Origin of the sequence: Paenibacillus sp. BR1-192, from assembly GCF_029542445.1 — a bacterium.
In the GTDB taxonomy this organism is placed as follows: Bacteria; Bacillota; Bacilli; order Paenibacillales; family Paenibacillaceae; genus Paenibacillus_AQ; species Paenibacillus_AQ lautus_A.
Map to the genome: position 1 here is coordinate 3,382,295 of NZ_CP120718.1, position 20,012 is coordinate 3,402,306.

13 protein-coding genes are annotated in these 20,012 nt (G+C 50.7%); 11 read left to right on the forward strand and 2 right to left on the reverse strand.

All coding sequences use genetic code 11. The annotated features are described in order from the left end of the window. Positions 1-442: 442 nt before the first annotated feature. The 7 genes from P0X86_RS15070 to P0X86_RS15100 all read left to right on the forward strand — a co-directional run bounded on the left by P0X86_RS15070 (position 443) and on the right by P0X86_RS15100 (position 11,306). Positions 443-1,387: an ABC transporter substrate-binding protein gene (locus tag P0X86_RS15070; RefSeq protein ID WP_277748858.1), complete on the forward strand. Its 945-nt coding sequence runs from the start codon at positions 443-445 to the stop codon at positions 1,385-1,387. After that, the gene (locus P0X86_RS15075) at positions 1,377-2,366 is read left to right on the forward strand and encodes a FecCD family ABC transporter permease (RefSeq protein WP_277748859.1); all 990 of its coding nucleotides are present in this window, start codon (positions 1,377-1,379) and stop codon (positions 2,364-2,366) included. Before P0X86_RS15070 ends, P0X86_RS15075 begins: the two co-directional genes overlap by 11 nt. Next, positions 2,363-3,148, forward strand: coding sequence for an ABC transporter ATP-binding protein (locus P0X86_RS15080; RefSeq protein ID WP_277748860.1), 786 nt, complete (start codon positions 2,363-2,365; stop codon positions 3,146-3,148). Before P0X86_RS15075 ends, P0X86_RS15080 begins: the two co-directional genes overlap by 4 nt. 13 nt (positions 3,149-3,161) lie before the next feature. After that, on the forward strand, positions 3,162-4,091 hold the full coding sequence (locus tag P0X86_RS15085) for a magnesium chelatase ATPase subunit I (protein ID WP_277748861.1): 930 nt from the start codon (positions 3,162-3,164) through the stop codon (positions 4,089-4,091). Further along, positions 4,088-6,052, forward strand: a complete 1,965-nt coding sequence (locus P0X86_RS15090) for a VWA domain-containing protein (RefSeq protein ID WP_277748862.1) — start codon at positions 4,088-4,090, stop codon at positions 6,050-6,052. Before P0X86_RS15085 ends, P0X86_RS15090 begins: the two co-directional genes overlap by 4 nt. A 34-nt stretch (positions 6,053-6,086) precedes the next feature. Beyond that, on the forward strand, positions 6,087-9,797 hold the full coding sequence (locus P0X86_RS15095; RefSeq protein ID WP_277748863.1) for a cobaltochelatase subunit CobN: 3,711 nt from the start codon (positions 6,087-6,089) through the stop codon (positions 9,795-9,797). A gap of 216 nt (positions 9,798-10,013) precedes the next feature. Then, positions 10,014-11,306, forward strand: coding sequence for a class II aldolase/adducin family protein (locus tag P0X86_RS15100; RefSeq protein ID WP_277748864.1), 1,293 nt, complete (start codon positions 10,014-10,016; stop codon positions 11,304-11,306). A gap of 122 nt (positions 11,307-11,428) precedes the next feature. Here the strand turns inward: P0X86_RS15100 and P0X86_RS15105 are convergent, their stop codons facing one another. Together P0X86_RS15105 and P0X86_RS15110 are read right to left on the reverse strand one after the other, a co-directional pair. Beyond that, positions 11,429-13,417 (reverse strand): DUF4832 domain-containing protein, encoded by a 1,989-nt coding sequence (locus P0X86_RS15105; RefSeq protein ID WP_277748865.1) that lies wholly within the window; start codon positions 13,415-13,417, stop codon positions 11,429-11,431. Between the two features lie 165 nt (positions 13,418-13,582). Beyond that, on the reverse strand, positions 13,583-14,605 hold the full coding sequence (locus tag P0X86_RS15110; RefSeq protein WP_009590609.1) for a LacI family DNA-binding transcriptional regulator: 1,023 nt from the start codon (positions 14,603-14,605) through the stop codon (positions 13,583-13,585). A gap of 351 nt (positions 14,606-14,956) precedes the next feature. Between P0X86_RS15110 and P0X86_RS15115 the strand changes: the two genes are divergently transcribed. From P0X86_RS15115 to P0X86_RS15130, 4 genes are read left to right on the forward strand one after another with little or no spacing between them, the layout of a single operon-like run. Further along, positions 14,957-16,321 carry a DUF4832 domain-containing protein gene (locus P0X86_RS15115; RefSeq protein WP_213578485.1) on the forward strand — a complete coding sequence of 455 codons (1,365 nt, stop codon included), beginning with the start codon at positions 14,957-14,959 and terminating at the stop codon, positions 16,319-16,321. After that, on the forward strand, positions 16,299-17,624 hold the full coding sequence (locus P0X86_RS15120; protein WP_277748866.1) for an acyltransferase domain-containing protein: 1,326 nt from the start codon (positions 16,299-16,301) through the stop codon (positions 17,622-17,624). Before P0X86_RS15115 ends, P0X86_RS15120 begins: the two co-directional genes overlap by 23 nt. Then, a complete protein-coding gene (locus P0X86_RS15125; protein WP_277748867.1) occupies positions 17,605-18,696 on the forward strand; it encodes a DUF4832 domain-containing protein in 1,092 nt (363 codons plus the stop codon). Before P0X86_RS15120 ends, P0X86_RS15125 begins: the two co-directional genes overlap by 20 nt. A 33-nt stretch (positions 18,697-18,729) precedes the next feature. Next, positions 18,730-19,995, forward strand: coding sequence for a Gfo/Idh/MocA family protein (locus tag P0X86_RS15130; protein WP_277748868.1), 1,266 nt, complete (start codon positions 18,730-18,732; stop codon positions 19,993-19,995). Positions 19,996-20,012: the final 17 nt, after the last annotated feature.

A 20,012-nucleotide genomic window follows, 5' to 3' on the forward strand; every position in this document is an offset into this window, starting at 1 on the left:
CGCAATAAAAACAATACACTTTCGAAGCCGCCATATTGGCGGCTTTTTTTTATGAGATAAGAAAGTATAAACTTCGGAGCCTTAACCATCCTTTGCTCGCAAGAAAACTTCAGCTTAAGCCGGTCTTTCTACTTAGAATTTACATCGATAGATGTTTTTCCGAAATCGATATCCGTTTATGCCATCAACTAATAAGAATGATTACGATTTTCTGAAAACGATTGACATCGACGTATAATCGGGATAAAGTATATTTTGTTAATCGTAATAATTACGAATAAACAGGTCACTGAAAACAAACGAAAGATCGGTGGCTCAGAGACAAACTTATCATCGGGAGGGCGAGTCAATCTATGTACTTTAGATTCAAGCAACGCAAGAAAACATCTTATATCGCAGCCGTCAGTTCATTTCTCTTATTACTGGGATTCATCATGTCAGCTTGCGGGGGAGTGAGACTTCCAGCAATCCGGAAACCAAGCCGAGTGACAATGCATCGTTACCGGTACGGTCTGATCCTCAGGAAAATTACATAATATTCCAGGACGCAACGGATCGCACCATAACGCTTCAGCAGCAGCCTGAACGCATCGTTGTGCTATCGCCCGAATTCCTTGATCTATTATACGCGGTCGGCGGAGAGGCCGTGGGACGGATGGAAGCTACCGGGGTTTCGATTCCTGAAGAGGCCGAAGCGATATCGTCCGTCGGCAGCGTCAGCCAGATCAACCTGGAACAGGTTGTAGCGCTCAGACCCGATCTGGTTATCGGGCAGGCGCGGTTTCATAAAGAGCTTGTGCAATCGCTGGAGAGCAGCGGGATTCCTGTTGCCTTGATGAGTCTGACCAGCTATGAGGATATGAAAACAAAAGCCGAATGGATGGCGAAGATAGCGGGTACGGAAGCGCAGCTCCCGGAAAAGCTCGAAGCTCTGGAGGTTCGAGTAAACGAAATCGTGGAAAAATTACCGGATGAGGAACGTACCTTTATCAATATGAACGTCACGCCGGGCGGGATCTCGATACAAAAGAACGGCACATCGGGTCTGGAAATAGCGAAGATGTTGGGTCTGACCAACGCTGCCGAGAATCTGGAATCGTCGCCTAACAGTCCAACCACGACGCCTTACAGCATGGAGGTGCTTGTGAAACAGGATCCGGATTATATCTTTTTGATTATCCACGGACAAAAGACCGTTGGCGAGAAGAAGATTAAAGAGGAGCTTGAGAACAATCCGGCATGGGCCTCCATCGGAGCCGTCAAGCAACAGCATGTCATTGTCGTACCATCCGATCTGTTTCTTACCAACCCGGGGCTTCACTATGATGAATCCCTGGCGTATTTAGCCAAGCTGGTGTATCCGGAGATCTATGGTGATGTTGAATAGATCGGTCCGTCATGCATCCCTGATCATTATTTTCACGATCGCTGCAGTTTCGGCGTGCTTGATCAGTATAGCTACCGGTGCCGTTATGATTCCGCTTCGGGACATTGTCACGGGTATCCTGCATCATGAGCTGCCTGGGATGAACCGGGATATTATCTGGAATATCCGGCTTCCGCGGACGCTTGTCGCGATGCTTGTAGGCGCGAACCTCGCGGTATCCGGGGCGCTTTTGCAAGGCGTCATGCGCAATCCGCTCGCTGATCCCCACATTATCGGAGTCTCCAGCGGCGCCGGACTATTCGGGATTTTCCTGCTGGTGGTTGTACCGCAATATGATTACTTACTGACGCCTGCAGCATTTCTCGGAGCGACTCTCGCCGCGTTCATTATCTATCTTTTGTCTTGGAAGGATGGCGTTAGCCCTCTGCGGATCGTTCTGTCCGGGGTCGCTGTCTCCGCATTCTTGGGGTCCGGGATATCGGCGATGCTTACCTTTTACAGCGACCGCGTGCATGGCGCTTTAATCTTCATGGTCGGCGGGCTTGCAGCCAAAAGCTGGCCGGATCTCTCGACCATACTGCCTTACTCGCTTATCGGTCTTCTTCTGGCGATGATCTTCTCCAAGCAGATGAATATTATGATGCTGGGTGACATCAATGCACGGAATTTGGGGACGCGGGTTGAGCTGTCCCGTTTCATGATAACCGCAATCGCCACGCTGCTCGCAGCCAGCGCCGTCAGCATCGCCGGTTTGCTGGGGTTCGTCGGTCTGACCGTTCCCCACATCGCCAAGCTGCTTGTCTGCGGAGATTACCGGATTCTCATCCCGTCCTCTGCTTTGCTGGGCGCTGCCGTTCTGACGTTCTGCGACACGCTGGCAAGAATGATGTTTACACCGATTGAGCTTCCAGTCGGAATCATCATGGGCGCATTGGGAGCACCCTTTTTCCTTTATCTGTTAAGGAGGAGGAAAGCATGACACGTTTGGAGACTCGCGATCTTTCGCTGAAATACCAGGATAAGTTTGTTATTCAACATCTGGGCATCTCCTTCGAGAAAGGATCCGTGTACAGCATTATCGGTCCGAACGGCTGCGGGAAGAGCACGTTGCTTAAAGCGCTTGCTCGCCAGCTGAAGCCCGCAGGAGGGCAGGTTCTGCTTGACAGCAAGCCGTTATCCGATTTAAACGGGAAGGACGTGGCCCGGCAGCTGTCCTATATGGCCCAATCGCAAGAGCCCATAGAAATCACGGTGAAGGAATTGGTGGGATATGGAAGAACGCCCCATCAGCCTTACTGGAATCATGTCAGCGCCAAGGACCGCGAGATCACGGATTGGGCATTGGAGGCAACCGCTCTTACGCCTTATGAGGACAGACTTCTGCATACGCTGTCTGGCGGAGAAAGACAGAGAGCGTGGATTGCCATGGCTCTGGCTCAGCAGCCAGGCGTGCTGCTTCTGGACGAGCCGACCACATACCTGGACATTGCCCATCAGCTGGAGGTTTTGGAGCTGGTTCAGGGATTGAATCAACAATTAAATATGACCGTTATCATGGTTCTGCATGACATTAACCACGCTTCAATCTATTCCGACTATATCCTGGCGATGAAATCAGGGAAGGTGGAAGGCTATGGCTCACCATCCGAGGTTTTGACGCCGGATCTGCTGGGCAGGGTGTTCGGTGTTGAAGCTTCCGTGGAAACCGATCCGGTTCGCGACAAGCCGATTTGCCGGATTACCGGATTAATCAAGAAATAAGGAGTCGAACGCTTTGGAACCTATAGATCATCAATATCCTTTTACAGCCATTGTCGGCCAATCCCGAATGAAGTTGGCTCTCATTCTGAATGTCGTGAATCCGAAACTCGGGGGCGTTCTGATACGAGGGGAAAAAGGAACGGCGAAATCAACGACAGTACGTGCCTTATCGGGACTTGTGCCTGATCTGAACGTTGTTAATTTGCCGGTTAGTGCGACGGAAGACCGGGTTGTCGGTGCTTTAGACATCGAGCATGCGATCAAGAAAGGAGAAAAGAAATTTGAACCCGGATTGCTGGCTGCGGCCCACGGCCATATCTTATACGTCGATGAGATTAATCTGCTCGATGATCATATCGTGGATGTGCTTCTGGATGCGGCTGCGATGGGGGTTAATACCGTTGAGAGAGAAGGCATTTCCTATTCCCATCCGTCACGGTTCCTTTTGGTAGGGACGATGAACCCCGAAGAAGGGGACCTGCGACCGCAGCTATTAGACCGGTTTGCACTGTCGGTGGAGATCGGCGGGGAAAGGGACGTTCAAGAGCGCACGCTTGTCATCCGCAGACGATTGGAATATGAACGGGACCCTGCTTCATTTGCTGCGCGATATGAGACGGAGCAGAAGAGAGTATTGAACCAGATCCTGCAGGCGCGAGACCGTCTGGACCATATCCCGATCTCGGACGATATCCTTGAGCTGGCAGCGAAAATCGGCATCGCACTGGAGGTGGAGGGACACCGTTCCGATATCACCCTCATCAAAACGGCGGTTACCCTGGCTGCCTGGCATGGGAAGGAGACTGTAAGCCTAGATCATATGCAAGAAGCGGCGCACTTGGTTTTGCCTCATCGCATGAGACGGCAGCCGTTTGAAGATACTGGCGGCATTGAACAGCGATTACAGACGATACTGACTTCAGTTGAATGGGTACCGTCATGATAACGGAAGAATGGAAGAGCGCTGCCTCGGCATATCCTTTCAGTGCGATTCTGGGCCAAGAGAAGGCCAAACGAGCGGTACTGCTCTATCTTGTCAATCCAGCGATCGGAGGCATACTTGTTAACGGCCATCCCGGGTCAGGCAAAAGCGTCCTGCTGCATGCAGCCTCTTCTTTGGTCAAGCCGCGCCGAATCCTATCCGTACCCGTCAACGTTACGGCTGACCGGCTGCTCGGCGCTTTGGATATGGCAGCCGCCATGAACAGCGGAAAGCTAGCGCTTGCTCCGGGATTGCTGGAAGAAGCCAATGGACAGCTCCTGCTTGTAGACCATATGAATCTACTATCTGAAGCGATCTTGAAGGAGATCGTCAGCACGCTGTCTACGGGCTCGATCTATGTGCAAAGAGAGGGAATATCCACGGTTCGGAGAAGCCGTTTTATGCTGCTTGCAGCAATGGATCCCAATGAAGGCCGGGTATCGCCTCCCCTTCTGGACCATTTTGGTTATTGCGTTACGTTGGACGATGTTCACGATTCCATATCAAGAGCAGAAATTATACGCCGAAATCTGCAGTTTGAGCATGATCCGTTCGCATTCCAGAACCGATATCTGCCGCAGGATGAAACGCTGCGTCTTCGCGTCGAAGCCTCCGCACAAGCTCTTCCCCAAGTTCAGGTGAGCGCGGACATGATTCAATTGTCAGCCTCCATCGCCAGAGAAGCGGGGATCAGCAGCTCCAGGGGCGATCTCAGTCTGATTGAAGGGGCCAAAGCTGCAGCCGCTTGGGATGGGCGTTCCGCGGTTACCGCCGCCGACATCCGGGAGATAGCTGATTTTGTGCTTCCCCACAGAATGACACATGTAATGGGGAAGCCGAGTGCTTCTAGCAGCGGCTTACCTGAACAGGATAACAGTAAACAGCCGGAACATTCGCTTGAGGATCATGCCTGCTCCTCTCCAATGCCTCCACAGAAAAGTCCCGAACCGAAACGGAATCCCCATCATCCGAGCAACGCTTCTTCTGACAGACAAGATGTGACCAGCCATACGGTAGAGCAGCATGCGGATGATCGACAGCACGTATCAGAAGGTTTGGAGGAACGGGTGCTGCTGCCAGACGAAACGTTTACAATGAAGCCGTTGCAGCTCGAAGGGAAGCGCAAGATTGAACACGAGGGATCGGGAAAACGAAATAAATCCCGGGCCAACCAGAAGAAAGGGAGAGCTATGGGGTATATGTACCCGGGCAGGAACCTGCGAACCGACGTGGCTTTGGATGCCACGATTCGCGCAGCGGCTCCTTATCAAACAATCAGAACAAAACAAGACGAGGTGGCGTTTGCCATTGAGTTTGATGATTTGCGTCAAAAGAAAAGAGAGAACCGGGTAGGGGCAACCTTGCTGTTCGTCGTTGACGCCAGCGGGTCTATGGCGGCTCGAAAGCGAATGACCGCCGTCAAAGGCGCTATTCTGTCACTGCTGCAGGATGCTTATGAGAAAAGAGACCGAATTGGTATGATCGCCTTCAGAAACAACGAAGCCGAACTGATCCTTCCGGTGACGCGCAGCATCGAAGCCGCGTCCAAGCAGCTTCGGGACATTCCCACAGGGGGAAAGACGCCTCTGGCAGATGGGCTTGCCCAAGCGTACAAGGTGCTCCAGTCGGAGAAACGCAGAAATAACGATACGCTCCCGGTCATGATCATGGTAACGGATGGCCGTGCCAATGAAAGCTCCATCGGATTAACCGCGTATGCTGACATTTGGAACGAATGTCTGGAAGCGGCCAAGCTGATCCGAGCTGCCGGGATTCGGTCCCTGGTATTAGATACGGAGCAGGGATTTGTCAAATTGGGACGTTCGAGGGAGCTGGCTGACGCTTTAGGCGCTGAATACAGGTTACTTGACCACGTAGATGACGAAGGTATTGCACGGGCTGTCCGCACCACCATGAAATGACGAATTGCATGATTATAGAGGGGAGGCGACAAGAGTGAAAATCGCCGTGCTGACGACATCCCATGCAGCGATGAGGGATTTGTCGCAGCTATATAAGAAATGGGACGCATCTTTTCGCAGTCGTCTAGCGTTATCCGTGTTTAATGTAGAAGGAACATTGTCGGATGAAGAATGGAAGCGGCTGAAGGCGAAGGTAGAGGAAGCGGAGTTTATTATTCATGATCCGCACGGTACGCCGGCTCAGACTCTTTCCCGCATTTATGATCTTTGCCAAGGTCATGAGGCGCAGCAGGTGATTTTAGGAGGGAATGCGGATGGGATTCAAGATTTGTTCCGATTGGGATCGCTGCGTTATGAAGATATTGCCGGAAGCGGTCAACGAGGGGATCCGACGGGTTCTTCCGCACGGATTGATATAAATCAAGATCTCGAGCATTATCGAACCTTACTTGATTACTGGAGACATTCAAGTATCGACAATTTGGAGCATATGCTGGGCTATATCGCTACAACATTTGGCCAAATAACGGATTGGCCGCCGGTGGAACCGCCTTCTGTTCTAGAGACGTTGGGTATTTACGACCCACTCTTGAAGCGACCGTATGAATCTTTAAAGGCCTATCAGAGCGTGACGCCCGTTCGGACCGATTTGCCGACGGTAGCCGTGCTATTTATGGGATACAGCTATCCGCTCCATACCGGTGAAATCGTAGGCGGTATCATTCAGGACCTTCGGAAATTTGCGAATGTCCTACCCATCGCACTCACTTCATTGGTACGCGTCGATCCCCAAAGGCTGCGAAGTTTGCTGATGCAAGGAGGCTCCCAGGGCGGTAAGATCGATCTGATCGTGAATTTTGTTCCGTTCCGGCTTGGCGCGGGGCCTACCGGAGGGAAAAGCGATGAGATCCTATCCTTAATAAAGGAAGTTGAAGCGCCGATGTTCCATCCGTTCTTCTTAACGCGAAGGGAACGGGAAGAATGGGAAGGCTCGCTGCAAGGTTTATCGCCTTCCGAATTTTTGGTCCAAATGATGCTGCCCGAGCTCGACGGGAGCATTGACATGCTTCCGGTTGCCGCATTATCCGGTCGTGAATACGATGAGGAAATGCAGCTTCACACGAAGGAACTGCGGGTCATTGAGGAGCGAGCGCGGCGGTTGATCAGCAGAGTTCGTCGATATTTGGACCTTCGAACCAAGCAGCCGTCGGAAAAGCGTATCGCCATCATCGGCTATAACTATCCTCCCGGAGAGGGGCATTTATTTCAGGCATCGTTTCTGGATACGTTCGAATCCATATCCCGAATCGCGACAGCGATGAAAGATCACGGCTACACGACAGAGGCATTTACCGGAGCTGAATTAAGGGAACGCTTCCTTCGGGAAGGAGCGGTCAATTCCGGAGTCTGGACGGACGAGCGTTGGTCCGTTGAACTTCCAACGTACGACAATAAGGCTTATGAGCAGAATAATAAAGTGTTTGCCAATCGCAGGGATGAGCTTATTCAGCAGTGGGGAGAGGCGCCGGGCAATATTATGACGACGGAGGAGGGAGCATTCAAAATCCCCGGTTTACTAAGTGGAAACCTGTTTATCGGGGTTCAGCCCAGCCGGGGCGTTCACGAGCATCCCGAGGCTGCTTACCATGACAAGAGCCTTCTTCCGCACCATCAGTATCTAGCCTTTTATCAATACATTCGGGACGAATTCAAGGCGGATGCCATCCTGCACGTAGGAACCCACGGAACCCTTGAGTTTCTGGAGGGAAAAGAGAGCGGAATGTCCGGTGATTGTTTGCCGGATGCCCTGATCCAAGATCTTCCGCATTTCTATATGTATTACGTTGGAAATCCGTCCGAGGCAATGATCGCGAAGCGAAGGTCGCATGCTGCCTTGATCGGTTACCAATCCCCGCCCTTCACGTCAAGCGGATTATATGGTGAATATGTCGAGCTTGAAGCGATGCTGCACGAGTACCGGGAAACGGAACGGCTGAATCCAACGCGTGTTCCCGACGTAAGGAAGAGGATACGGGACCAGGCGGCATCGCTTTCTATGGAAACGGACGATTTGGAAGAGCTCGAAATCGAGCTGTATCGGATTCGAAGATCCGTGATCCCGAACGGTCTGCATGTCGTCGGCGAGGGCTACAACCATCAAGAAGCGGCAGGGCATATGAAAATGATTTTGAGCCATGAGCAGGGAAAACTTGGATCGCTGCAAAGAGTATTTGCAGCATCCATGGCTTGGGATTATGACAGCCTGCTGGAAAGCCGGGACATTGAAAGACTGCAATTGCTGGATGAGTGTGTAGGGAATGCCGTGTTATCCTTCATTCATAATGAAACCATCCCTGAGCCTCCACAGTTGCCGGATGAAATGAAGGCACGCTGGAACGACATCTGGAATCACGGGTTAACGGCATATCATTCCACCAAAGCGGATATGGAGCTTAAGAACCTGCTGCGGGCGCTGGATGGGGCGTATTTGCCGGTTAGCCTAGCCGGGGACAGCGTTCGTAATCCGGAGGTTTTGCCGTCCGGAAATAACCTGGTGCAGTTCGATCCGCGCGCCATTCCAAGCCGGACGGCAGCTGCGACCGGGTTGAAAATTGCCGAGAATACCTTGAAGCTGTACTACGAGGCCCATCAAAAATATCCTGAAACGACGGCACTCGTGATGTGGGGGCTGGAAACTTCGCGGACCCAGGGAGAGACGTTAGGCCAGATTCTGGCTTATCTCGGCGTCAGAATCAAGGAAAGGGGACATTCCATGCATATGGGATATGAAATCATTCCACTTTCCGAACTGAACCGACCGCGAATCAATGTCGTCGTGCATATCTGCGGATTTTTCCGCGATATGTTTCCGGACCAGCTATTCATGCTTCATCGCATGTTTAGAGAAGTATCCGAGCTGGATGAGCCGATGGATCAAAATTGGTTCAAACAGCACTCGGAGTTGCTGTACCGACAGCTGCGCAATGCCGGCGCCGGGCACGACGAGGCTTGGGATTTGGCGTGCGCCCGCATTTACGGTCCTGCCGAAGGAGAATATGGAACGACCGTAACCAAGCTGATCGAGACCAAACAGTGGGAAGAGGAAAGCCAGATAGGCGCGTCATTTATGAACAGTCTGAAGCATGTATATAGCGCCAACTACAGAGGCAAGGAAATGCTTGAGCTGTATCAGGCCAACTTGGCGGCCGTGGATATCGTTTCGCAAATTCGGAGCAATCATGAGCACGAAATTACGGATTTGGACCATTATTACGAATTTTTCGGGGGGTTGGCGAAATCGGTAGAAATCGTTAAGGGCAGTCGAGCGGAAATGTATATCACCGATACAACGCGCGAGCAGGCATTAACGGAAGAAGTACGCAAATCGATTCAGCGAGGCGTTCGAACCCGCTTGCTTAATCCCAAGTGGATGGACGGATTGCTGAAGCACGACTTTCACGGGGCACAGAACATAGCCGACCGAACGGAAAACTTGCTCGGTCTGGCAGCGACAACGAACCAGGTGGATTCCTGGATCTTCTCTTCGGTTCACAAGGAATATGTTGCGGACGAACAGCGCAGCAAGCAAATGCGGGACAATAACCGTTCTGCATATCACAGTATGCTGGAAACTCTGTTGGAGAGTCATCAACGGATTTATTGGGACGCGTCGGAGGATGAATTGGGAATGTTGCGTGATCGTTATTTGGAGCTTGAAGGGGATCTGGAAGGCCGTAATACCTAGGTCGTAAAGTGAAGATCCACTATGCCAAACGGGGAAAACAGGGATGATATCATAATCATCCCTGTTTTTTATGTTCCGGTTCATGATCATTATCAATATTATTTACGGCTATTGTTATTGTTTTTGCCACATTTCTCCTCGAACATCAACAGAAAAAACAGTATAATAAAGACAAACAAAACTAAACAAAAACATTCGGATAGGGCGGTGGCAGGAATGAATCAGGAATTTGTGCATCCGGCAGATCAGCTTCTTCTCTTTATCAATCGCATTTACAACCATGGGATGACAACCACGTCGGGAGGCAATTTGTCGATCAGGGACCAAAACGGGGATATATGGATTACGCCAGCGGGAGTGGACAAAGGGTCGCTTAACCGGTCGGATATGGTATGCGTGAAGGAGGACGGCAGGGTAGAGGGAATTCACAAGCCTTCCAGCGAATTTCCCTTTCACCGGCTCATCTATCAAGCCCGCCCGGATTTGAAGTCGATCATTCATGCCCATCCGCCTGCACTGGTTTCGTTCAGCATAGTAAGGCGCATTCCGGATACAAGGCTGCTTCCGAACGAAAGGCAAATCTGCGGCGAGATCGGAATCGCGCCTTATGCGCTGCCCGGAAGCGAGCAGCTTGGGGAGAACATCGCAGCCGTCTTCAAGCAAGGGATCGACACGGTCATGCTGGAGAATCACGGGGTCGTGGTCGGGGGAGAGGACCTATTTCAAGCGTTTCGTCGGTTCGAAACCCTCGACTTCTGTGCACGCCTTGAGATTGAGGCACGTCGAATCGGTAAACCGGTCCTGCTTAACGATGAGGATTACGAAACCGTGCGCAACAAAAGCACGCTGCAGATGGATACGTTCATCCGCGATTCCTGCACGTCGGAAGAAAAAGAGCTGCGCCGCGATATGTGCGGATTGATGAAACGCGCGTATAAACAGGGATTGTTCACCAGCACGCAGGGCACCTTCTCCCATCGATTGCAAGGAAACGATTTTGTCATCACGCCCTATGGCAAAGACCGCAATGATCTGGAACCGGAAGACCTCGTCCGCATAGAGAACGGCAAAGCGGAAGCGGGCAAACAGCCGAGCAAATCCGTTTTCCTCCATGAAGCGATCTATAACACGCAGCCGCATGTCCATTCGGTCATCATCGCGCATCCTCCCAACATTATGGCATTTGCGGTCACCGACACGGCCTTCGATTCGAGGACGATTCCGGAAAGCTATATATTGCTTCGCGGAACGCCGAAGCTCCCCTTTCATGCGGTGTATAACGAGCCTGAGCGTACCGCTTCGCTGTTTAAAGCCAATACGCCGATTGCCATTGTGAACAATAACTGCGTAATCGTTGCCGGTCAAAGCCTGCTCAACGCTTTTGATCGATTGGAAGTTGCGGAGTACAGCGCGAAATCCATTTTGTCGGCGAGAACGCTAGGCGATGTCATCCACATCGATGATGAACGAATCCACGAGCTTGAAGCAGCATTTCATCTGGAATCATGAGCAATAACCTGGCGTTCATGATCTATAGCCTTTAAATGAAGGAAGAGCAGCAGAGTTGCCGTGAATGATACGCGGCCATCTGCTGCTCTTTTTATTATGCTAGTTGAAATCCGGTTATCATGCTATTTGGTCCATGAACCGACCTTATAAGCTCCGTCTGAAAGCCGGTTTGTGTTAGCGAAATCAATCGCCGGCTGGTTCGTCGATGGATCGAGAATCGCAATGGCTAATTCATAAGTACCGCTCGGCAGTGTATTCGTAGGAAGAGAGCCTGTGACCGTGTGCTGCCCTGTTCTCCAGGTCGTTAAGTCCGCCGATGTGGTTTGGCGTGCCACGATCTGGCCGCCGCTGCGCAGCTGGATTTCAAGAGGCCAATTGAACGGGAAGTGTTGAACCCCCTTATTCTCCACCGTGACGGATACCTCGAGCGTGCTTCCGCTATTTACTTGCGGGTATGCAGCCTTGTTCACGACAAAGTGATAGCCCATTCGTTTCTTGAGCGTATCGATGTTGCCTTGCAATGGATTCCCAACCGCCAGGGAAGCCGGAGAATTCGGTCCCAGCCAGCTTGGCTTGCTGAGCTCGGTTTGCCGAAGGGTCTCATTGAAGCCGCTGCCTGACGTAAGCGCAGCATTCATGCCATAAGCACCGCCATAAAATTCGCCGCCGGAGACGCGAGTATCCCAAAAGTTTGCATGTGCGGGTTGCTGCTGGCCGATGTCATCCCAATATCCGTTCTGGGTGCCTGTATACCAGCCCCAATCGGAATCGAAGCTCGGCTGATCGCCGAAGACGTCATTGTACATTCCCAGAATCAAACCCTTGTTGTTATTCTTGGCCAGCTCTACACTGCGTCTAATCAATAGCTGCGTGTGATCCTCCTGATCGGCAAAGGCATCGATATAATGCTGAATATATTGGTTGGATATGCTGTTCGGGGGAAATGCCCCCGTATAGTTGCTTTCCCCGTTCGGTCCGACATAAGGCCAGGTATGGAATTCGGCCCAATGTCCGAGCGAACCGATTTGCACAAAAGCGATCGGGCTATCCGGGGAGTCGTAATGGTCCGCAATCGCCTCGATTGCAAGTTTGTGCCTGGCGATCAGATAGTCGGAACTGTAATTAGGAGAGAAGCCCGTGTTGTTGCCGGCTCCCATGCCTCCAGTATCGTCGCGATAGGCCTTGCCCGGCGATTGTCCCAAGCTTGCCATGTCGTTGTACAGCCAATCCGGGATATCCCGGTGAGCCACGCCGGAAGGACTGTCCAGAATAAAGCGAAGGATTACCTTGACGCCGCGGCTTTTCCAATAGTCGAAATGATTGGAGGCTTCAATCGCACTGAAATCATAATTGCCCTTCGTCGGCTCAAACTCCTTCCAAGTCACGCCGGCATATACCAGCCGATGAGGTTGAGGATAATTGGTAGATTTCGCGGATGGAGCCCAGCCTTTAAACGGGTTATTCAACGGATCATTCAGCTCGGTTGGATAGAATTCGATCATATTGCCTCCCGGATGATGTGCTTGTAAGGTATAGACCGGAAGCGGCTGGTTCTGAGCCGGCAGGCGGTGCATATCCGAATTGTTATCCAGATACCCGATGCTCACGCTGCTGCCTTCGCCAAGTCCAAGCGTAGAAAGAGGGATCGCTGCTTCAATCACGGATGAGGAACGTACATATTGAGAAGAAGTCAGTGACGATGAAAAATTCCAGCTCCAACTGCTTCCATTGCCTGAGTAGCGGTATAAGGTTAGGTTCTCGAGAAGCCACTCAACGCCTGTCGTGCCCCAGCCAAAAGCTTGATATCCGGTAGAAGCATTCCCGTCCGTATTCAACCAGAAGCTTCCCATCGTAGTGCTAAGGCCGGAGCCTTGCACAAGCAGATAAAGATTCTTGTCGTCATGGGAAGCCTTTAAGATTTGAGCCGTTCCCGTATTCGTGGATAGGGCCGGAATGCCCTCCCAGTCGCTCGGATCGCCGTCAACAACGATAGAGGCAGAAGCAGCTTCCGCAGACCAAGTAAAGCGGGGAAAAGGGAATAAGGCAAGTAGAATGGCCGTCATGATAATTAGGGCAAACGGCTGCTTCCAATGGATACCCCGTGCTTTCATGTCAAACCTCCTCACAGAATTGTTCTTTTACTCTCAAGAAATCGAATCCTTCACCTCCTTTCCGAGCCAGGCAATTAACAATTCGTGAATACGTGCAACGGTTCCAGGCGCTTGTTCTGAAAAAGCATGGGACGCCGTTAAGTTTCCACTTGCCAAAAAAACCGTTTAAGTTGAGCTGCGTGCCACCAAGCGGGTAGGCAAAATCACCTTTTTGGGCAGCAGCTTGTTTCCGTTGATTCGGTCGATTAAGTTATCGACAGCTACCATGCCGATTTCTTTCATCGGCACATCGATCGTAGACAGCGGCGGATTGGAATACTTGGATACCTCAATGTTGGATAGCCCAATAACCGCTACTTCGTCAGGAACGGAAATACCGTTGTTATACAGGCCGTTGAGGGCGGCCATAGCCATTAAATCGCTGCCGGCAAAGAAGGCAGTCGGGAAATTTCGGGTTGTACATAGATGATTGATTTTTTCGATGCAGACCGCCTCATCCCACATGCAATCAATAACCCAATCGGGATTGACCGACAATCCGGCAGCATGCATGGTTGCGTAGTAGCCCCGATAACGACGGCTGTCTTTGAGGTTGCTCGATAATCCGCTGCCCCCGATATATCCGATTCGGGTATGGCCTTTTTCAATAAGATGGCTGACGGCCATCGAAGCGACATTGTAATGATCGTAGCCGACATTGTCGATATCCCCGCGTTCCGTATCGATACCTACGATGTACGGGACCTGCTTGCGAATATATTCGTAGGTCTCGTGATCGAGCGATTCCATGAGAATGAGGCCGGTAATCGGTTCGCTGAATGTATTAAATAGGATCTTGCTGTCGTTCAATTCAATTCCCGTCCGGATAAAGGACATGTTGTAACCGGCGCCAAGCAAGCGTTCTTCCACGCCGGATAAGATCGACATGAAGTAGGGATCGTTGTATTTATCCTTGGTGACGCTTAAGACGCATCCGATTTTGATATGCGATTTGCTTTCGGCCGGATCCTGAGCAGAAACCTTCCGCTTGGGCCCTGATGCGATTTTATAGTTCAGCTGCGTAACGGCTTGCCAAACCCTTTCCCGGGTTTCGTCCGTGATTTTATACTTCGTATCATTGTTTAACACTCTGGACACGGTGGCTGTGGATACATTTGCAAGTTTAGCAACATCCCGAATCGTACTCATGTATAAACACATTCTCCTTTTAAGTTACTAATAATCGCCATTTTAGAGTTTATAGGAATGTTACATTGTTAACAATGATTTGCTTTTATTATAGATTATGTTACGTTGTTTGTTGCGCAATATTGTTACGTTACTTCATTTTACATTCCTCCTTAATCAAAATCAAGAGTAACATGTATATTCCATGCGTTGTCACTAGAAATTTCGAAGTATTTCAAAATTGATATTGCCAGATAACATGCGAATGATATAACATGAAATCACTAAACAAATTGTGTAATAAAACAGATTCAACGTAACAAACAACGTAACAAACAGAGAGTTCTGTTTAGTACATGGGGGAGTTGGGATATGAACAAGAGAGTTACGGTTTACCCTATGATATCGGATGAAATGTTGACCAATCCGGGTATTGGCTTTACCACGGCGCCGGGCTTGATGGGAGATCCGGAACGGATTGTTGATAACCGGGGGGAAGCGCAGCGCAAATACAAGTTTGCGGAAGACAGCAGGACGTACAATCATCCGGACAGCAAAGTATATTTCTTCAGCGTTCGTTGGCGTGACGTCGAAACGGATAAAGGGAGTTATGACTGGAGCGTACTGGAGGAAAAGCTGGATTACGCCAAATCATTAGGCTGTACTGCCGTGGTGCGCTGTTCGCCATATGCATTAAGCGAAGAAGACGATATTCCGTCTTGGTTCCGGGCCGAATATCCGGAGGAGCCCGAGTTTCCGTTCTGGAGAGTAGACCCTCTGACCACCCCATATGCCGAGTATTGGTCTGATTTCATCAAGGCGTTTGCCGCCCGCTTTGACGGCCACCCGCTTATCAGCTCGATCGATTTGACCATAGTCGGAGCCTGGGGGGAAGGCGGCGGAACAGAATTTCTAACGCCTGGCGCGATTAAGCAGATAACGGATGCTTACTTGGACGGTTTTAAAATAACGCCTCTCCAGGCACTGCTGCATGATCCGCTGTCGATCCGGATCATAAATGAACGCAAAGCTAAAGTAGGATTTCGCGTGGATTGCTTGGGGGATATGGGAGGCTTTCATGGCGATCAGTGGTCGCATATGACCGATTTCTATCCGCAAAATATTCAGAATTTTGAGATGGGCGATGCCTGGGAGAAAGCGCCGATCCTGTTCGAAGCATGCTGGCATATGAATGACTGGTATCTGCAGGGCTGGGATATCGACTATATCATACAGGAAACGCTCAAGTGGCATATTTCATCCTTTAACAACAAAGGGACGGTAGTACCGGAACCGTGGAAAGAGAAGGTCAAGGCTTGGATTAACAAGATGGGCTACCGCTTCGAATTAAGGAAATTCGCGTACGATTCGATAGCGTTCGTTGGCGGAGAGCTAAACATCGATGCGTTGTGGGCTAATGTCGGCGTCGCTCCGATTTATCATCGTTATCCGCTGGCGGTGAGGTTAACCGGCCAATGTCGATCGTATACGCTTCATAGCAGTGAGGACATCAGGGAATGGCTCCCGGATGAGGATATTGCTTGGACAGAAAGCTTTTCGCTGCCGGACGATATGCCGGCGGGCGAGTATGCGCTGGAGATTGGCATCGAAACCGGCGTGAAGGAAATCGGGAATATCCAGCTGGCAATCACGGGATATCAAGACGGCTTTTACCCGATGGGTAAGCTATTCGTCGAAAGGGGGAGGCAGGCTAATGGAAAGGCCGATGAATTATAAAGAAGTAACAGCGATCTGTGAATTTGATTATCTGCCTGATGGATTGGAAGCAAAATATGATCGCTATCTACCGGATGGCGAGCCCTATCTCATACCAAGGGGCTTCTTGAATGGAATCTTTGAGCGATATCAGACTCCCGAGGAGACTCGGCAATGGATTAAACAGGGGATTTTAGCGATAGAGGAAGACGCCGTATTGTTTCATTTCACCAAATTTTTGGTGGAGGATCTGTGCTCGGCGCGCAATCGCTGTGATGAAGCCCATTATACCAATATGACGCCCGCATGCATGAAGAAGTACGGCGAATTATATTCATTTTTGTTGCTGCTAGCCTGCGTGGTGCCTTCCATGAAGATGCTGGAGAAGCGTTCCGTACCCCTAACCTATTATGAGGACATTCCACATCAACCGCTGAAGCTGCAAATGGAAAAATTGGCACTGCAGGGCGATGCCAAGGTTCATGATTTCCCGTGGGTGATGAATTTCTATACCTGCTCCATCTTTCTGTTGGACCGCTTCTATTTTATTCCGTACCGATTCGAGGATTCCTTCACCATGTTCCGCCATAGGGATACGCAGGAAGTGCTTGCCCTTCGCCATCCCGGAGAGGATTTCCGCAGCGATGGACAGCGGAACGGAATCAACGATGTTTATGATTCGCAAGGCCGCTTCACATCGGAATGGCAGGAGAATGCCGAATTCATCATAGCGAATCGGATCAATCCCATGGGATTCGTCGAAAGAGAAACAACGCCAATCTTAAAGAAGGACTGGGATACCGTGCTTCAAAAAGGGGATACCCTGTTGGCGCTTCACATTCCTTCCGGGCCCGGGTACACGCCAGACAGGCTGAGGAATTCCATGGCGATGGCCATCGGGTTCTATGATCGATATTTTCCGGAATTGCCCATCAGAGGCTTCTGGAGTTCAAGCTGGCTTTATGATTCCAGGCTCTCGCTCGTTTTGGACAATGATAAAAGCAATATCGTCCACGTTCAACGGCAGTTTTATAATTATCCCACCCATGAAGGGGACGGCATGCTGCGCTATGAAGTCTTTGGAGACCGGAATGCTGATCCGGCGTTGAACACCAGCGAATATACGACCTCGCTGCAAAGAGCGGCAGCTGAGTATATGCGGACCGGGGCCAGATTCAATACGTTAAGCATGATCGTGCTGAAGGAAGATATCGGCCGGATTGGCAGCATGCCTTATATAACCGACGCAGATATAGAATTGTTCCGCGGAACCGTTGACAGCCATTTACAAAGGAGCGAAGAGGATGGGGAAATATTCGCTTGAGAGCTACGAGAAGTACAAAACCGTCAAAATCAGGCCGAAGCCCTTATCGGTCAAGGAGTATGATACAATCCACGGTCGATTCGAATATGCGGCTTTTGCATGGAAGGAACTAGAACCTGCGCGAGGAGAGTATAAGCTCGGAGGGATCGACAAGGTATTGAAAGTGATTACGAACCCTGTTCTTTTCCTGACGCCGGACCTGCCAGAATGGACGAAGGATAACCACGAAGCATGTTATGCGGCATTGATCCGAAAAGTCGGGAGTATGATCGATTCGGATAAACGCCTTGCGGCCGTCATGATCTCGACCTTAGCAAACAGCAAGGAAGAATGGAACGCCTATATCGATTCCTTTGGATCCCAGGTACTGCTTGCAGATTTGCAGAATGAACCACTGATTCGATATTTAAAGGAGCGCGGCCGCGGCTTTGGCTTGCTGGTGAAGTGCGGCGAGGAGAATTGGATCGAATGCTGCGAAGCCTTTGCCAAACATCATTTGCAGCGGGTATGGAAGAGCTACCCGGTGTTCCTCCATGCGACCGATGAAGCTGGCGGTTCCCATATCAGACGGGAGGCCTTTCGCTGGCATGCCGGGATGTCCAACGTAAACCTAGGGCTTGGTTACAACCTTGCTTTACGTCGGCTAACCTACCCGGAAACGGTGTCCGGCAGCGGGAGCCTGCCGCTGCGATTCTGGTTCGTAAACTCGGGAAGCTCAAGAATCTATCGAAAATTTCAGCTGCGGCTGCAGCTAAAGCAGGAAAACGTGTCCCATGAATTTCCGCTGCACGCGGCAACGCATTCCTGGTTAACCGGCGACCTTGTCCATAACGAGATCGTACACTTGCAGGACATCGCGGCGGGAACCTATTCGCTTGGCGTAGCGCTCTGTTTCGAAGACCGTTCTTCACTCACGCTGAATATACAGAACCGGCAACAGGATGGTTATTATGAGATGGGTACGATACAAGTCGAAGCCGCCCGCGAGGATCCGCTCAAGAATATATGGGACACCTATTATCCGGAAGGATATTATCCCTTGGAAGATCCCCAGATGCCGGGACAAGAATAATCGATCTAGACAAATACGAGCTCGCTGGAGGTTATGGAGTTGAAACTAGCATTAATTGGTGCAGGACAAAGAGGCATGATCTATTCAAGGCACGCTTACCAAAGCGAGGAAATCGTGGCGGTCATCGAGCCGGATGCCGGCAGAAGAAAGGCAGCGGCGGATGAGTTTCAGATTCCGCTGGAGAAACAATTTGCATCCGTGGATGCGTTTTATGCAATGGGGAAAATTTGCGATGCCGTCATCATCTCTTCCATGGACAAGGACCATTACGAGCAAACGATGATGGCGCTTGATCTTGGCTATGATATTTTGCTCGAGAAGCCCATTTCACCAAGTCCGGTAGAATGCATGAGAATTCAGGAGAAAGCCAATGAAAAAGGACGCAAGGTGATTGTATGCCATGTACTCAGATATACGAACTTCTTTGCGGAAATTAAGAAAATCATCGATAGCAATGAACTCGGGAAAATCGTGACCATACAGCACAACGAGAACATCGGCAATTTCCATATGGCACACTCCTTCGTAAGAGGCAATTGGAGAAGAAGCGATCTGGCGAGCCCGATCATCATGCAGAAATCCTGTCATGACATGGATATTCTATCCTGGCTTGTGGACAGCGGGGCGAAACGTATCTCATCGTATGGAAGCCTTACGTATTTCAAAGAGGAGAATGCACCGGCAGGCAGTGCGGAACGATGCCTCGACTGTAAGGCAGCCGCGAACTGCCGATTCGACGCAAGAAAGGCCTATTTGCCGATAAGGGGCCAATGGCCCGCTACCGTCATTTCGGCGGATCAGAGCGAAGAGGGACTGCTCCGAGCACTAGCAACGAGTCCTTACGGACGCTGCGTATATCGGCTTGACAATGATGTATGCGACCATCAAGTCACCCTGATCGAATTCAAAAACGGGGTAACGGCAACGTTTAATTTAAGCGGATTCACAAACAAAATGTACCGTACGCTCAAAATCATGTGCGAGCATGGGGAAATCCGAGGCGACGATAACTTGAACATTATCGAAGTCACCCGCTTTAACTCCAATATGGCAGAACCCGTACAGCAAACCGTCATTCGGCCGGCAACGGTGAGCGGCGGACATAACGGCGGCGACACCGGTCTGATGAATGACTTCTTGGAGAATCTGGGGAATGCCGACTTCAGCAGCAGATCCTCCATCGACATGTCCGTTGAAAGCCATATGATGGCCTATGCCGCGGAAGAGGCGAGAATTTCCGGTACCGTGATCGATCTGGATGAACTAAAGATGAAGCTGCAGCAAGGCATTACAGCATAGTCGTGTAATCACATGCA

Coding starts and splice junctions, on each gene's coding strand:
- P0X86_RS15075 (WP_277748859.1), top strand. CDS start 1,377: ATGTTGAATAGATCGGTCCGTCATGCATCCCTGATCATTATTTTCACG.
- P0X86_RS15080 (WP_277748860.1), top strand. CDS start 2,363: ATGACACGTTTGGAGACTCGCGATCTTTCGCTGAAATACCAGGATAAG.
- P0X86_RS15090 (WP_277748862.1), top strand. CDS start 4,088: ATGATAACGGAAGAATGGAAGAGCGCTGCCTCGGCATATCCTTTCAGT.
- P0X86_RS15100 (WP_277748864.1), top strand. CDS start 10,014: ATGAATCAGGAATTTGTGCATCCGGCAGATCAGCTTCTTCTCTTTATC.
- P0X86_RS15105 (WP_277748865.1), bottom strand. CDS start 13,417: ATGAAAGCACGGGGTATCCATTGGAAGCAGCCGTTTGCCCTAATTATC.
- P0X86_RS15110 (WP_009590609.1), bottom strand. CDS start 14,605: ATGAGTACGATTCGGGATGTTGCTAAACTTGCAAATGTATCCACAGCC.
- P0X86_RS15115 (WP_213578485.1), top strand. CDS start 14,957: ATGAACAAGAGAGTTACGGTTTACCCTATGATATCGGATGAAATGTTG.
- P0X86_RS15120 (WP_277748866.1), top strand. CDS start 16,299: ATGGAAAGGCCGATGAATTATAAAGAAGTAACAGCGATCTGTGAATTT.
- P0X86_RS15125 (WP_277748867.1), top strand. CDS start 17,605: ATGGGGAAATATTCGCTTGAGAGCTACGAGAAGTACAAAACCGTCAAA.
- P0X86_RS15130 (WP_277748868.1), top strand. CDS start 18,730: ATGGAGTTGAAACTAGCATTAATTGGTGCAGGACAAAGAGGCATGATC.